The following is a 14106-nucleotide window of genomic DNA, read 5'->3' on the forward strand; positions in this document are numbered from 1 at the left end:
ACGACAACGCCCTTCCTAGGCGAGGGATTCCCAGTCGAGGTCGCCGTGGGCGACCAGGACGGCGGGTCCGTGCAGCACCGTCGTGGTGCCGGTGACGGTGACGCGCAGCCGCCCGCCCGGCGTCGAGACGCCGACGGTGCCGGTCTCGCGCCCGGCGTGGCGCAGCGCCGCGACCACCGCGGCGACGGTGCCCGTGCCGCACGAGCGGGTCTCCCCCACGCCGCGCTCGTGGACGCGCATGACGACCTCGTCGGACTCGTCGACGGGCGTCACGAACTCGACGTTGACCCCGTGCGGGAACAGCGCCGGGTCGTGGCCGGGCGGTCGGGTGAGGTCGAGGTGGTCGACCGGCACGTCCGTGACGCACGCGAGGTGCGGGTTGCCGACGTCGACCGTGATGCCGCCGAACGCCTGCCCGTCGACGCTCGCGGTGGTGGACTCGCCGACGGCCGCGGGGCCCATGTCGACCGAGACCTCGTCGCCGTCGAGGCGGACGGTGCGGACGCCGCCGCGGGTGCCCAGGGCCAGCTCGTCGCCGCTCAACCAGCCGCGGTGGGCCAGGTAGCGGGCGTAGACGCGCACGCCGTTGCCGCACATCTCGGCGAGGCTGCCGTCGGCGTTGCGGTAGTCCATGAACCACTCGACGCCCGGCTCCGGCGGCGGCCCGTCGCCGAGCGCGGCCCAGCGCACCACGCGCAGCACGCCGTCGGCCCCGAGGCCGCGGCGGCGGTCGCACAGGGCGGCGACGCGCTCGGGCGTCAGGTCCAGGGAACCGTCCGGGTCGGGGAGCACCACGAAGTCGTTCTCGGTGCCGTGACCCTTGCTGAACTCCACGTCACGACGATAGCGCCGTCAGGGCGCGGCCGAGCAGGTCGGGCGCGGCGGCGTCGAGCCAGCGGGTGCGGGCGTCGCGGCGGAACCAGGAGCGCTGGCGGCGGACGAAGCGCCGGGTGGCGCGGACGGTGTCGGCGGCGGCGGTGCTCATCGATCCACCGGCGAGCACCTGCTGGTAGCCCAGCGCGCGCGAGGCCGTGAGCCCGTCGCGCAGCCCGGCGGGCTCCAGCGCGCGCGTCTCGTCGACGATGCCGGCGGCGAACATCCGGGCGACGCGGCGGGCGACGCGGGCGTCGAGGTCGTCGGTGGGGCGGTCGACGCCGAGCAGCACGGCGTCGTAGCGCGGCACGGCGGCGGCGGGCAGCCGCGCGGGGAACGGGCGCCCGGTGAGCGCGATGACCTCCAGCGCCCGCACGATCCGCCGCCCGTTGCCCGGCAGCACGACCTCCGCAGCGGCCGGGTCGAGCGCCTCGAGGCGGGCGTGCAGGGCGGCCGGGCCGTGCGCGGCGAGCTCGGTCTCCAGCTCGGCGCGCAGGGCCGGGTCGGTGCCGGGGAACTCCAGCTCGTCGACGACGGACTGCACGTACAGCCCCGACCCGCCCACCAGCACCGGCGTCCGCCCCGCGGCCAGCAGCGCCTCGATCGCCGCGCGGGCGTCGCGCTGGTAGGCGGCGACGGACGCGGTCTCGGTGACGTCGAGGACGTCGAGCAGGTGGTGGGGCACCGCGGCGCGCTCGGCGGGCGTCGGCTTGGCGGTGCCGATGTCGAGGCCGCGGTAGAGCGCCATGGCGTCGGCGTTGACGATCTCCCCGTCGAGCCGGCGGGCCAGCTCCAGCCCCAGCGCCGACTTGCCGGTCGCCGTCGGTCCGACGACCACGACCAGCCGGTTCACGGTGTCCAGACCGCCACGTGGTAGCCGACGCCGTAGGGGGCGCCGGAGTAGAGGAGCTCGCCGGTCCACGCGCGGCCGGCGGCGGCGCCCGCGAGCACCTGCCACGGCGCGCGTCCGATCGCCCACAGCTCGCGCCCCAGCTCGGGGTCGAGCGCGGCGAGCGCGGCCGGGTCGGCGTCGTGCAGGGCGGCGGCCACGGCGTCGTCGAAGGGGCCGGAGCGCTCGTCGAGGTGCCCGGGCGCCTTGAGGGTGTGCTTGGCCGAGCCGTCGCCGACGACGAGCAGCCCCACCGGCTCGTCGGCCAGCGACGCCCCGAGCTCCGTGCACTCCCGCGGCGACGCGTCGGGCGCCACGAGCTCGCCGCGGACCCGCGCACCCGCGCCCGCGGCGGCCCAGCCGGCGATCAGCAGCGGGAGCGGGAGGTGGGGGTCGACCGGGGCCGTCGAGGACGGGTCGAGGGCGACGACGACATCGGCGCCGAACCCGACGAACGAGCCGCGTGTGTCGGGGTCGACGGTGCGCCGCCCCGCGGCGTCGGCGCCGACGGCGACCCACGTCGACGCCGCGGCGCCCAGGCGGGCGGCGGCGCGGCGGCAGGCGTCGCGCAGGTCGGCGGTCTCCGCCGCCGCGGCCCCGGCCAGCTCCGGCACGAGCAGCGGGGGTTGCGGGAGCACGACGATCATCGACAGCACGGACGCGAGCCTAGGTCCCGCACCGGCGGACCCGCCCGGTGCGGCGCGGGCCGGACTCCTCGCCGCCCGGGAGCGGCCGCTGGCGGCGCACCAGCCACCCGGGCGGTTCCCGTGGCCAGGTGGAGCTGTTTGGATGGCAGCACGGCCGCCGGTCACCACGACCGGCCTCGGCCGCTGTGCACGGCCCCGCCACGGCGGGGCGCCCGCCGCCCGCGGCGGGCCGGACTACAGGAGGACACGGTGTCGGAGCAGCACACGACGGAGGACCAGGTAACCGGGACGACCCCGGCCCCGGACGAGCGGGGCGCGGCCCCCGACGAGGTGGGGACGGACGAACCCACGGTCGGCGTCGCGCACGCTGCGCCCGTCGAGGAGGCCGCCGCCGCCTCCGACGCCCCTTCGTCGGAGGTTCCTTCCTCGGAGACCCCTTCGTCGGAGACCCCGGCCGCCGATGCCCCGGCCCCAAAGGACCTTCCGATGGTGCCCGGTCCCCCGGCCCCCGCCGATCCGCCCGGCACGGCGCCCGCCGCGTCCACCCCGGCCCCTTCCGAGACTCCGGTCGACGCGGCGGGTGACGCCACCGCCGAGGTCCCTGCCGCCGAGGTCCCTGCCGCCGAGGTCCCTGCCGTCGCGCCCACCGAGACTCCCGCTGCGGACGCCGGTGACGAGGCCCCCGCCGCCGAGGCCGGCTCCGCCGCGTCGCTGCCGCGCCCGCCCGTCACCCCGGCGCCGTCCGCGCCGCAGCCGGGCTCCGCGCCCCGGCCCGCCCCGCCGCGCCCGGCGCCCCCGCGTCCCGGCCCGCCGCCCGCCGCCGCGCGCCCGGCCGCCCGGCCCGTGCCCGTCGCCGCGGCGGAGGCCGAGGTCGTGCCCGTCGCCCAGCCGTCGCCGGTCACGGCGGCGAGCAGCGACCCGTCGCGCTGGGGCCGCGTCGACGAGGAGGGCACCGTCTACCTGCGCACCGCCGACGGCGAGCGGGCCGTCGGCTCCTGGCAGGCCGGCGCCCCCGTCGAGGGTCTCGCGCACTTCGCCCGCCGCTTCGACGACGTGCTCACCGAGGTCGAGCTGCTCGTCGCCCGCCTGGGCGCGGGCGGCGGCGACCCCAAGCAGACCCTCACCGCGGCCCGCGGGCTGCGCGGCGGCCTCGACGAGGCGTCGATCGTCGGGGACGTGCCCGGCCTCGCCGCGCGGCTCGACGAGCTGATCGGGCTGGCCGAGCAGGCGGTCGCCGCGGCGCGCACGGCCCGCGACGAGCAGCGCGCGGCGGCCGTCGCGCGCAAGGAGGAACTGGCCTCCGAGGCCGAGGCACTCGCCCAGGAGGCGACGCAGTGGAAGCAGGCGGGCGACCGCTTCACCGCGATCCTCGACGAGTGGCGCACCATCCGCGGCATCGACCGCAAGACCGACGAGCAGCTGTGGAAGCGCTTCTCCAAGGCGCGTGAGGCGTTCAACCGCCGCCGCGGCTCGCACTTCGCCGACCTCGACCGCCAGCGCGGCGCCGCCCGCGCCCGCAAGGAGGAGCTGGCCGTCGAGGCCGAGAAGCTCGCCGGCTCCGACGACTGGGCACCCACCGCCGCCCGTTTCCGCGACCTGATGGCGGAGTGGAAGGCCGCGGGCCGCGCGCAGAAGGACACCGACGACGCCCTGTGGCAGCGCTTCCGCTCCGCCCAGGACGCGTTCTTCGCCCGCCGCTCGGCCACCTTCGACGAGCGCGACGCCGAGTTCGCCGCGAACGCGGAGGCGAAGAAGGCGCTGCTCGCCGAGGCCGAGAAGATCGACGTGTCCGACCCGACCGCCGCCCGCGCCGCCCTGCGCGGCTTCCAGGAGCGCTGGGAGGAGATCGGCAAGGTCCCCCGCGACGACATCCGGCCGCTGGAGGCCCGGATGCGCGCGGTCGAGGAGAAGGTGCGCGAGGCGGGCGACCGCCAGTGGCGGCGCACCGACCCCGAGGCCGAGGCCCGCGTCGCCCAGTTCCGCGACCGCGTCGCCCAGTTCGAGGCGCAGGCGGAGAAGGCCGAGGCGGCGGGCGACAAGCGGCGCGCGGAGCAGGCCCGCAGCCAGGCCGAGCAGTGGCGGGAGTGGCTGACGACCGCGGAGCAGGCGGTCCAGAGCCGCTGAAGATCACCGTCCGGGCAGCGGATCCGTCGATCCGCGTCGGTTCTGCTGCCCAGGCGGTGATCATGCTCCTCGGGTTGTCCGGAACGGCCGCGGCGGGCCCGCGCCCGGCGTCATTCTCACCGCATGCGCAACCGTGCGGTGCACGACCTGCTGGCCCGCCAGGACGGCCTGATCACCCTCGCCCAGGCCGCTGACCGAGGGGTGTCGCCCGCCGCGGTGCAGCGGATGGCGCGCTCGGGCGAGTGGTCGCGCCTGGCACCGCGGGTCCTCCTGGCCGCCGGCCACCCGCGGACCGACGCGGTGCGGGTGCGGGCCGTCGGGCTGTGGGCCGGCACCGACTCCGCGGTGCACGGGCAGGCGGCGGCGTGGTGGCACGGCATGGACGTCGCGGCCCCGGCGGAGGTCGGGGTGACGGTGCCCCGCCGCCGCGCGCCCGTCGCCCCGCCCGGGGCCCGGGTGCGCCGCCGCGACCTGGACCCCGCCGACCGGATGCTCGACCGCGGGCTCTGGCTGACCGCCGAGCCCCTCACCGCCCTCGAGACGGCGATCCGCGTGCGCGAGGGCTCGGCGTTCCTCGACCGCGCGCTCCAGCGGCACGTGCGGTTTCCCGCCGTGTACGCGGCGTACTGCCGCAAACTCGGCGCCGGGGGGTCCGCCGCGATCGCCGTGATGCTGACCGCGGCCGCCGACCGCGCAGACTCCGCGGCGGAGCGCCTGATGATCGCCCTCCTGCGCGGCGCGGGCCTGGGCGGCTGGGAGCACGGCGCGCCGTTCGGCCGGTGGACGATCGACTTCGCCTTCCATGAGGCCAAGCTGGCCATCGAGGTCGACGGGTGGGCCTGGCACGTCGACGTGACCCGGTTCCGCGCGGACCGGCACAAGGGCAACGCACTGCACCGCGGCGGCTGGGACCTGTTGCGGTTCACCTGGCACGACCTGACGCTGCGGCCGGGATACGTCCTCGCGGAGGTCCGGGCGGCCCTGCGGGCGGCGGCATGATCACCGCTTCGGCAGCGGACGCCACGGTTCCGCGAGGTTCCGCTGCCCGACCGGCGATCTTGAGGCGACTCAGCGCCGCAGCGCGATCCGCGACCACGACGCCGCGAGCACCACCATCGCCAGCACCGCCAGCACCATGCCGACGTGCGGGCCGGTGCCGCCGTCGGGCACCACCGTCTGTCGCGACCACACCGCCCACACCCCGGTGACGACGGAGATGCCGCTGCCCACCGCGCACACCCAGGCCAGCGCCCACCAGCGCGTCGGCAGGGCCAGGGCCGAGCCGAGGACGCCGAAGCCCACGGAGGTGAAGGTGAACAGCCGCGGCAGCACGCCGAGGTCGGGGGCGAGCCCGGCGAGGACCTGCCAGCCCAGCACGTCACCGGTCCACGGCAGGGCCAGCGAGCCGAGCACGACCAGCACGGCGACGGCGACGGTGACCGCGGTGCCGCCCGGGTCGGTGCGCCGCTCCATCGTGCGGGCGATGCCGCGGAGCTCCGCGTCGAGGGCGGGGTCCGACGAGTGGTCGGTCATGACGTCTCTCCACATCCACCGGTGACCGGCGCGGGTGCGCCGAAGCCGGGGAGGCCCAGTACCGTGCCGCGCCGGACGCCCGCCTCGGACGCGTCGCCCGCGCGGGTCCTGCGGTGCGAGAGCAGCGGCGAGTCCGACACGAGGTGGTGCGGCGCGCCGTAGGTGACCTCCGCCTCGACGACGTCGCCGGGGCGCACGTGGGTCTCCCCAGGCGTGAAGTGCACCAGACGCCCGTCGCGCGCGCGACCCGACAGCCGCTGGGTGGCGCTGTCCTTCTTGCCCTCGCCCGCGGCGACCAGCACCTCGACGACCCGGCCCTCCAGCGCGCGGTTGGCCGCCCAGGAGATCTCCTCCTGCAGCGCGACGAGCCGCATGTAGCGCTCCTGCACGACGGCCTTGGGCAGCTGGTCGGGCAGGTCGGCGGCGGGCGTGCCGGGGCGCTTGGAGTACTGGAAGGTGAAGGCCGAGGCGAACCGCGCCTGCGCGACGACGTCGAGCGTGGCCTGGAAGTCCTCTTCGGTCTCGCCGGGGAAGCCCACGATGATGTCGGTGGTGATCGCGGCGTCGGGCAGCGACGCACGCACCTCGTCGATGATCGAGAGGTAGCGCGACGACCGGTACGAGCGGCGCATCGCCCGGAGCATCCGGTCGGAGCCCGACTGCAGCGGCATGTGCAGCTGGGGGCAGACGTTGGGCGTCTCGGCCATGGCCGCGATGACGTCGGAGGTGAAGTCGCGGGGGTGCGGCGAGGTGAAGCGGACGCGCTCGAGCCCGTCGATCGACCCGCAGGCGCGCAGCAGCGAGGCGAAGGCACCGCGGTCGCCGAACTCCACCCCGTAGGCGTTGACGTTCTGGCCCAACAGCGTCACCTCGAGCACGCCGTCGGCGGCCAGGGACCGCACCTCGGCGAGCACGTCACCGGGGCGGCGGTCCTTCTCGGTGCCGCGCAGCGCGGGGACGATGCAGAACGTGCAGGTGTTGTTGCAGCCGACCGAGATCGAGACCCAGCCCGCGTAGGTGCTCTCGCGGCGCGCGGGCAGCGTGGAGGGGAAGACCTCCAGCGACTCGGCGATCTCGACCTGCGCCTCGGCGTTGTGCCGCGCGCGCTCCAGCAGGACCGGCAGCGCGTGCACGTTGTGCGTGCCGAACACGACGTCGACCCAGGGCGCGCGGCGCACGATCTCCGCGCGGTCCTTCTGGGCGAGGCAGCCGCCGACGGCGATCTGCATGCCGGGGCGGTCGCGCTTGACGGGCGCGAGGTGGCTGAGGTTGCCGTAGAGGCGGTTGTCGGCGTTCTCGCGCACGGCGCAGGTGTTGAACACGACGACGTCGGCGCCGTCGTCGGTGGCCGAGCGGGTGTAGCCGGCGGACTCGAGGAGCCCGGCCATCCGCTCGGAGTCGTGCACGTTCATCTGGCAGCCGTACGTGCGGACGGTGTAGCTGAGACTCACTCCTGCAGGGTAGGCCGCCGCGGCTCGACCTCCCGGTCCGGGACCGGCAGGATGCGCCCATGGCGGGGGCGATCACGCGTCGGGCCGTGCTGGCCGCGCTCGCCGCGGCGGGCGCGGTGGGGGTCCTGCCCGGCTGCGCCGCCCCGTTCGCGCAGGCCCGGCTGCGTCTGGCCACCGGGTCCGCGCGCGGCGTCTACTACAGCCTGGGCACGGCGCTGGGGAGGGCATGGGAGTCGGAGCTCGGCCTGGAGCGCCCGCCCGTGGTGCTCAGCACCGCGGGCTCGGTGCAGAACGTGTCGATGCTCGCGGCGGACGACGCCGACGTCGTGTTCAGCCAGGTCGACGCCGCGGCCGAGCAGCTGGCCGGCACCGCAGCCGACGACGCGGACGCCCCCCGCGCCCTGGCCCGCATCTACGACGACGTGCTGCACGTCGTCGTCCCCGCCGCCTCGGCGATCACGACGGTCTCCGGCCTGCGCGGCGCCCGGGTGTCGGTGGGGGCGGCCGACTCGGGGGTGTCGGTCGTGGCCCGCCGCATCCTCGACGCCGCCGCGCTGGGCGCCGCCGACGTCCAGGCCACCCAGCTGGGCCTCGACGACTCGGTCGAGGCGATGGCCGCGGGCTCCATCGACGCCTTCTTCTGGTCCGGCGGCCTGCCGACGCCCGCCGTCGAGCAGCTGGCCGGCACGCTGCCGATCCGGCTGCTCGACCTCACCGAGGACGGCGTGCTCGACGTCGTCCGCGCCCGCTACCCCGTCTACGCCCCCGGCACCGTCCCCGCACTGAGCTACGCCGGCATCGCGACGCCGGTCACGACGATGCTGGTGCGCAACCTGCTGCTGGTGGCCGCGTCGATGCCCGACGACTTCGCCGAGGCGCTGGTCCGGGTGCTGTTCACCGAGCAGGAGCAGCTCGCCCGGGCCGGTCCGGCGGCGCTGACGATCGACCCCCGGGCCGCGATCGGCACCGAGCCGTTGCTGCTGCATCCCGGCGCGGAGCGGTTCTACCGGTCGCAGCGGGACTGACCCGCGACGGCGGCGGCCGCCGCGGCGTGCCGGGCGTCGACCTCCTCCGCCGTGCGGTGCACCGACCTCAGGCCCGCGGCAGCCGTGCGGTCACCCGCAGGCCGCCGCCGGGAGGCAGGTCCAGGCCCAGCTCCCCGCCCCCGAGCTCGACGGTGCGTGCGGCGATGGCCAGCCCCAGCCCCGAGCCCTCGGTGTTGATCCGGCCGGGGCTGCGCCAGAAGCGGTCGGTGGCGCGCTCCAGCTCGTCGGGGGCGAGGCCCGGGCCGGTGTCGCGGACGGCGATCTCCACCTGCCCGTCGACGACCGCGGTGCGCACCCGCACCGTGCCGCCGGGCGGCGTGAACTTCACCGCGTTGTCGAGCACCGCGTCCAGCACGGTCTCGACCGCACCCTCCGGCCCGATCGCCCGCAGCCCGCGGGTGCCCTCGCGGACCAGGTGCAGGCCGCTGTGCTCGGCGAGCGGGCGCCAGGCCTCCAGCCGGTCGTCGACGCCGGCGTCGATCCCGATCGGGACCACCGCGCGGGTCCGCTCGGCGCGGGCGAGCGCCAGCAGCCCGTCGAGCAGCGTGGAGAGGCGCTCGGCCTCCTCCAGCGCGGCCACGTGGTCGTCGGCGGCGTCGTCGGCGACGTGGCCGTGCAGGTTGGACAGGCGCAGCCGCAGCGCGGTGAGCGGGTTGCGCAGCTGGTGGCTGGCGTCGGCGACGAACGCGCGCTGCGCCGAGTAGGCCTGCGTCACCTGCTCGGCCATGCGGTCGAACGACACCGACAGCCGGCGCAGCTCGGGCGGGCCGGAGCCGTCGGCGACCGGGTCGGGCCGCTCCCCCGCCAGCACGGCGGCGGCGACGCGGCCGGTGCCCTCGTCGAGGCGGCGCACCGGGCGCAGGATCCAGCGCACCACCGGCAGCGCGACGAGCACGCCGACGGCCAGCGCGACGAGCGCCGCGGCGGCCACCAGCGACCAGGTGCGCAGCTCGTCGGCGCGGACCGCGGCGGTCGAGGAGATCGTGACGACGACCCCGCGCACCTCGGTGTCGGCCAGCACCGGCTCGGCGAGCACCATCGGCCGGTCGTCCCAGGGCAGCAGCAGCGGGTAGGGCTTGGACGGCTGGCGGGCCAGCGCCAGCACCACGCGCTCGCGCCCGTCCTCGTCGAGCACCGGGGCGGGCGTGCGGGAGGCGACCACGGGCTCGCCGGTGGCGTCGAGCACCAGCACGGCGTCGCCGTAGACCTCGTCGTAGCGGCGCAGCGCGGCAGCGAGCTGGGAGGTGTCGGCCTCGGTGAGCGGGCGCTCGGCCGACGAGGCGTAGTAGATGGTGTCGATGAGGCGCCGGGTGAAGAGGTCCTGCTGGGCGGCCGCGGCGCTGGCCAGGGCGAGCGGCACCCCCAGGCCGGCGGCGAGCAGCCCCACGACCATGACCATGATCACGAGCAGGCGCGTGCCCACGGGTCAGTCCGATCCCGGGAGCCCGAGGCGGTACCCGACGCCGCGGACGGTCTGCACGAGCTCGGGGCGCCCGAGCTTGGTGCGCAGCGTGGCCACGTGGACGTCGAGCGTCCGGTTGGCCCCCGCCCAGCTGCGCCCCCACACCTCGGCGACGATCCGGCTGCGCGTGCACACCGCCCCGCCCGAGCTGGCCAGCAGCGCGAGCACCTGGAACTCCTTGCGCGTGAGCGTGACCGGGCGGCCCGACACCGTGACCGCGTGCCGGGTGAGGTCGACGCTCACGCCGTCGAGCTCCACGACGTCCGGCGTCCCGTCGACGGTGGCCTCGGCGCGGCGGCGCCGGTACACCGCGTGCACCCGCGCCACGAGCTCGCCGATGTCGTAGGGCTTGACGATGTAGTCGTCGGCGCCGGAGTGCAGGCCCAGGATGCGGTCGTCGACCTCCCCGCGCGCGGACACCACGATCACCGGCACCCCGCTCACGGCGCGGATCTCGCGGCACACGTCGACCCCGTCGACGTCGGGCAGGCCGAGGTCGAGCAGCACCACGTCGACGCCGGCCAGGTGCTCGACGGCGCCGCGCCCCCGCGCGAGCCGCGCGGTCGTCATCCCGTGCCGGTGCAGGGCGGGGCGGAGCGCGGCCGCGATGCGGTCGTCGTCCTCCACGAGCAGGATGTGCACCGGCCCAGCATCCCCGAGAACGATCTCGTTATGGGAGCGAAACCCTATGGGTCCCCCAAGATGCTGGACTGTGCTGTCCGATCCGCCCTAGCGTCCCGCCATGCTCGGAGGCCACGCATGACCACAGCCGGCACGCCCATGATCAGGATGGCGGCCGTCGACAAGCACTTCGGCGACCTCCACGTCCTGCGCGACATCAACCTCGAGGTCGAGCCGGGCCAGGTCGTGGTGGTCCTCGGACCGTCCGGTTCCGGCAAGTCGACGCTGTGCCGCACGATCAACCGCCTGGAGCCGATCGACTCCGGCACGATCCAGGTCGACGGCACCGACCTGCCGGCCGAGGGCAAGGCGCTGGCCGGCCTGCGCGCCGACGTCGGCATGGTGTTCCAGAGCTTCAACCTCTTCGCCCACAAGACGATCCTCGAGAACGTCACGCTCGCGCCGCTCAAGGTGCGGAAGACCAACAAGGCGGAGGCGGAGAAGAACGGGCTCGCGCTCCTGGAGCGCGTCGGCATCGCCAACCAGAAGGACAAGTACCCCGCCCAGCTCTCGGGCGGGCAGCAGCAGCGCGCCGCGATCGCCCGCGCGCTGGCGATGAAGCCCAAGGTCATGCTGTTCGACGAGCCCACCTCGGCGCTCGACCCGGAGATGGTCAACGAGGTGCTCGACGTCATGACCACCCTCGCCAAGGAGGGCATGACGATGCTCGTGGTCACCCACGAGATGGGCTTCGCCCGCCGGGCCGCGCACCGCGTCGTGTTCATGTCCGACGGCGAGATCGTCGAGGACGCCGCCCCGGAGACCTTCTTCTCCCATCCCACGTCGGATCGCGCCAAGGACTTCCTCGGCAAGATCCTGACCCACTAGTCGCTCGTACGTTCCCCGACGGAAGGACCCGCTCCAGATGCGCCTCTCCACCCTCACGAAGGTCGCGGCCGTCGTCGCGGCCGTCGTCCTCACGGCCACCGCCTGCGGTGGCTCGTCGCCCGAGAGCGGTGACGGCCCCCCGGTCGCCGACGCCCCGACGTTCGAGGCCGGCACCACGATGGCCCGGCTGGCCGAGGCGGGCGCGCTCCGCGTCGGCACCAAGTTCGACCAGCCGGGCTTCGGCCTGCAGGGCCTGGACGGCACCCCCACCGGCTTCGACGTCGAGATCGCCAAGATCATCGCGGCGGGCCTGGGCATCGCGCCCGACGGCATCACCTACACCGAGGCGCCGTCCGCGCTGCGCGAGGAGGTCCTCGAGACCGACCGCGTCGACATCGTCGCCGCCACCTACACCATCAACGACGCCCGCAAGGAGCGCATCAGCTTCGCGGGGCCGTACTACGAGGCCGGCCAGACCCTGATGATCCGCAGCGACTACACCGCGGTCACCGACAAGGAGTCGCTCCGCGCCTCCGGGGCCCGGGTGTGCACCGTGGCCGGGTCCACCCCCGAGGCCCAGATCGCGGAGTTCATCGACCCGTCCCAGCTGACGACGTTCGACGTCTACAGCAAGTGCGCCGACGCGCTGCGCACCAACCAGGTCGACGTCGTCACGACCGACAACGTCATCCTGACCGGCTTCGTGGCCGACAGCGAGGGCGCCTTCAAGCTGACCGGCGAGTCCTTCACCCAGGAGCCCTACGGCATCGGCATCACCAAGGGCGACGTGGCGTTCTGCGAGTTCATCAACACGACGCTGCAGGCCGCTGCCGCGGACGGCAGCTACGCGGAGGCCTGGGAGTCCACCGCAGGCGAGATCTCCGGGGAGCCCGCTCCCGAGCTGCCCGCAGCCGCCGCCTGCAGCTGATCACCGCCTGAGCTGATCACCGCCTGAGCTGATCACCGCCTGAACGTCGTCGGGGACGTCGACCGCCCTACCGGGTCGGCGTCCCCGACGTGCTGTGCGGGCCCCATCGAACCAGGAGGACCGGCGTGAACGCCGTCACCGACAACCTCGGGCTGTACGGGACGGGGGTGCTGACCACCCTGCAGATCTCGCTGCTGTCCGGGATCGGGGCCCTCGTCCTCGGCACGATCATGGCGGGTTTCCGGGTCTCACCGGCCCCGCCCCTGCAGTGGGTGGGCAGCGCCTGGGTCACGGTGCTGCGCAACACGCCCCTGAGCGTCGTGCTGTTCACCATCGCGTTCGGCCTGCCGGAGATCGGCGTCAACGGGTCGTTCTTCTGGTTCGGTGTGACCGGCCTGGCGCTCTACACGTCCGCGTTCGTCTGCGAGGCGATCCGCAGCGGCATCAACTCCGTCGCGCCCGGCCAGGCCGAGGCGGCGCGGTCGGTGGGCATGACGTTCGGTCAGACGCTGACCGTCGTCGTCCTCCCCCAGGCCGTCCGGACCGTGGTGCCCCCGCTCGGCAACGTCTTCATCGCCATGATCAAGAACTCGGCGATCGTCGGCGCCGTCGGGGTCGGCGGCGACCTGTACTCCGTCGGGGTGCAGCTCACCGGTTCCGGCGGTCTCGCCGTGATCCCGGTGCTCATCGGGGTCGCGCTGGGCTACCTCGTCCTGACCATCCCGGCGGGGCTGCTGCTGGGCCTGGCCGAGCGGAAGGTGGCGATCGCGCGATGAGCGTTCTGTATGACATCCCGGGGCCGCAGTCGCGGCGCCGGACCCTGATCGGCAGCCTCGTCGCGGGCGCCATCGTGCTGGCCGTCCTCGTGGTGGTGGTCGTGCGGCTGGCCGAGCAGGAGCAGTTCACCGCGGAGAAGTGGGGCCCCCTGCTCGACCCCACCACCGACGAGTTCCCGCTGGTCTGGCAGCGCATCGGCCTGGGCCTGCAGGCCACGCTCGCCGCCGCGGCGCTGGCGGTCGTGTTCTCGCTGGTGGTCGGCACCCTGCTCGCCGTGACCAGGCTCGTCAGCGCCCCCTGGTACCGCTGGCTGGTCGTCGGGGTGGTCGAGCTGCTGCGCGGCCTGCCGGTCGTGGTCACGATCTTCTTCGCGGCCCGGGCGCTCCCCGCGCTCGGCGTCGACCTGCCGACGCTGGCCTACCTGGTGATCGGCCTCACCCTCTACAACTCGGTGATCATCGCCGAGATCGTCCGCGCGGGCGTGGCGTCGCTGCCGCGCGGCCAGGCCGAGGCCGCCGCGGCGGTGGGGATGACCCGCGGGCAGAGCCTGCGCCTGATCCAGCTCCCGCAGGCGTTCCGGGTGATGCTCCCGGCGCTGATCAGCCAGCTCGTCGTGGTGCTCAAGGACACCGCTCTGGGCTTCATCATCCTCTACCCGGAGCTGCTGCGGACGGCGCAGATCGTCGTCCAGACGACGAGGAACCCGCTGCAGATGTTCTTCGTCATCGCCGTCATCTTCATCCTCATCAACTACGCGCTCAGCCGGCTCGCGACGTACGTCGAGAAGCGCCTGTCGCGCAGCAGGACCACGCCCGACGGCGCGGCGCCGGGGCCGGTCGTCCAGGAGGGTGCGGTCGTCTGAGGCGC

The 14106-nt window shown here is 75.1% G+C and carries 14 protein-coding genes; 7 read left to right on the plus strand and 7 right to left on the minus strand.

Annotated features, from left to right (window positions below):
* Positions 1-15: 15 nt before the first annotated feature.
* Genes dapF through I4I82_RS05550 form a run of 3 tightly spaced genes read right to left on the minus strand, consistent with a single transcriptional unit; the run spans position 16 to position 2409 of the window.
* On the minus strand, positions 16-834 hold the full coding sequence (gene dapF, locus I4I82_RS05540) for a diaminopimelate epimerase (protein ID WP_218595381.1): 819 nt from the start codon (positions 832-834) through the stop codon (positions 16-18).
* Between the two features lies 1 nt (position 835).
* A complete protein-coding gene (miaA, locus tag I4I82_RS05545) occupies positions 836-1726 on the minus strand; it encodes a tRNA (adenosine(37)-N6)-dimethylallyltransferase MiaA (protein WP_218594185.1) in 891 nt (296 codons plus the stop codon).
* Entirely contained in the window at positions 1723-2409 is a 687-nt protein-coding gene (locus I4I82_RS05550) for a class III extradiol ring-cleavage dioxygenase family protein (protein ID WP_225921061.1), read from the minus strand. Before I4I82_RS05550 ends, miaA begins: the two co-directional genes overlap by 4 nt.
* Positions 2410-2895: 486 nt before the next feature.
* Here I4I82_RS05550 and I4I82_RS05555 point away from each other — a divergent pair, with 486 nt between their 5' ends.
* Positions 2896-4533, plus strand: a complete 1638-nt coding sequence (locus tag I4I82_RS05555) for a DUF349 domain-containing protein (protein ID WP_218595383.1) — start codon at positions 2896-2898, stop codon at positions 4531-4533.
* A 123-nt stretch (positions 4534-4656) separates the two neighbouring features.
* Positions 4657-5532: a type IV toxin-antitoxin system AbiEi family antitoxin domain-containing protein gene (locus I4I82_RS05560; RefSeq protein ID WP_218595384.1), complete on the plus strand. Its 876-nt coding sequence runs from the start codon at positions 4657-4659 to the stop codon at positions 5530-5532.
* A gap of 69 nt (positions 5533-5601) precedes the next feature.
* Here the strand turns inward: I4I82_RS05560 and I4I82_RS05565 are convergent, their stop codons facing one another.
* Positions 5602-6066: an Rv2732c family membrane protein gene (locus tag I4I82_RS05565; protein WP_218591474.1), complete on the minus strand. Its 465-nt coding sequence runs from the start codon at positions 6064-6066 to the stop codon at positions 5602-5604.
* Positions 6063-7517 (minus strand): tRNA (N6-isopentenyl adenosine(37)-C2)-methylthiotransferase MiaB, encoded by a 1455-nt coding sequence (miaB, locus tag I4I82_RS05570; protein ID WP_218595385.1) that lies wholly within the window; start codon positions 7515-7517, stop codon positions 6063-6065. Before miaB ends, I4I82_RS05565 begins: the two co-directional genes overlap by 4 nt.
* Before the next feature lie 59 nt (positions 7518-7576).
* On the opposite strand from miaB, the gene I4I82_RS05575 reads away from it, so the two are divergent.
* Entirely contained in the window at positions 7577-8542 is a 966-nt protein-coding gene (locus I4I82_RS05575; RefSeq protein WP_218595386.1) for a TAXI family TRAP transporter solute-binding subunit, read from the plus strand.
* Positions 8543-8609: 67 nt separating this feature from the next.
* On the opposite strand, the gene I4I82_RS05580 is transcribed toward I4I82_RS05575, so the two are convergent.
* Both I4I82_RS05580 and I4I82_RS05585 read right to left on the minus strand, forming a co-directional pair.
* Positions 8610-9986, minus strand: a complete 1377-nt coding sequence (locus I4I82_RS05580; RefSeq protein WP_218591471.1) for a sensor histidine kinase — start codon at positions 9984-9986, stop codon at positions 8610-8612.
* A gap of 3 nt (positions 9987-9989) precedes the next feature.
* Positions 9990-10667 carry a response regulator transcription factor gene (locus I4I82_RS05585; RefSeq protein WP_218591470.1) on the minus strand — a complete coding sequence of 226 codons (678 nt, stop codon included), beginning with the start codon at positions 10665-10667 and terminating at the stop codon, positions 9990-9992.
* A gap of 138 nt (positions 10668-10805) precedes the next feature.
* On the opposite strand from I4I82_RS05585, the gene I4I82_RS05590 reads away from it, so the two are divergent.
* From I4I82_RS05590 to I4I82_RS05605, 4 genes are all read left to right on the plus strand, one after another.
* Positions 10806-11534, plus strand: a complete 729-nt coding sequence (locus I4I82_RS05590; protein ID WP_218596436.1) for an amino acid ABC transporter ATP-binding protein — start codon at positions 10806-10808, stop codon at positions 11532-11534.
* 37 nt (positions 11535-11571) lie between these two features.
* Positions 11572-12462 carry a glutamate ABC transporter substrate-binding protein gene (locus I4I82_RS05595; RefSeq protein WP_218595387.1) on the plus strand — a complete coding sequence of 297 codons (891 nt, stop codon included), beginning with the start codon at positions 11572-11574 and terminating at the stop codon, positions 12460-12462.
* A 125-nt stretch (positions 12463-12587) separates the two neighbouring features.
* Complete coding sequence (locus I4I82_RS05600) at positions 12588-13238, plus strand: amino acid ABC transporter permease (RefSeq protein ID WP_218595388.1); 651 nt, start codon at positions 12588-12590, stop codon at positions 13236-13238.
* Positions 13235-14101, plus strand: a complete 867-nt coding sequence (locus tag I4I82_RS05605; protein ID WP_218595389.1) for an amino acid ABC transporter permease — start codon at positions 13235-13237, stop codon at positions 14099-14101. The genes I4I82_RS05600 and I4I82_RS05605 overlap by 4 nt, the downstream gene beginning before the upstream one ends.
* Positions 14102-14106 lie beyond the last annotated feature (5 nt).

Source organism: Pseudonocardia oceani (assembly GCF_019263585.2).
Taxonomy (GTDB): domain Bacteria; phylum Actinomycetota; class Actinomycetes; order Mycobacteriales; family Pseudonocardiaceae; genus Pseudonocardia; species Pseudonocardia oceani.

What these genes read in the sequence shown, in the direction of transcription:
- I4I82_RS05590 (WP_218596436.1), top strand. Translation starts at nt 10,806, where the DNA reads ATGATCAGGATGGCGGCCGTCGACAAGCACTTCGGCGACCTCCACGTC.
- I4I82_RS05595 (WP_218595387.1), top strand. Translation starts at nt 11,572, where the DNA reads ATGCGCCTCTCCACCCTCACGAAGGTCGCGGCCGTCGTCGCGGCCGTC.
- I4I82_RS05565 (WP_218591474.1), bottom strand. Translation starts at nt 6,066, where the DNA reads ATGACCGACCACTCGTCGGACCCCGCCCTCGACGCGGAGCTCCGCGGC.
- I4I82_RS05560 (WP_218595384.1), top strand. Translation starts at nt 4,657, where the DNA reads ATGCGCAACCGTGCGGTGCACGACCTGCTGGCCCGCCAGGACGGCCTG.
- I4I82_RS05575 (WP_218595386.1), top strand. Translation starts at nt 7,577, where the DNA reads ATGGCGGGGGCGATCACGCGTCGGGCCGTGCTGGCCGCGCTCGCCGCG.
- I4I82_RS05605 (WP_218595389.1), top strand. Translation starts at nt 13,235, where the DNA reads ATGAGCGTTCTGTATGACATCCCGGGGCCGCAGTCGCGGCGCCGGACC.
- I4I82_RS05550 (WP_225921061.1), bottom strand. Translation starts at nt 2,409, where the DNA reads ATGATCGTCGTGCTCCCGCAACCCCCGCTGCTCGTGCCGGAGCTGGCC.
- I4I82_RS05555 (WP_218595383.1), top strand. Translation starts at nt 2,896, where the DNA reads ATGGTGCCCGGTCCCCCGGCCCCCGCCGATCCGCCCGGCACGGCGCCC.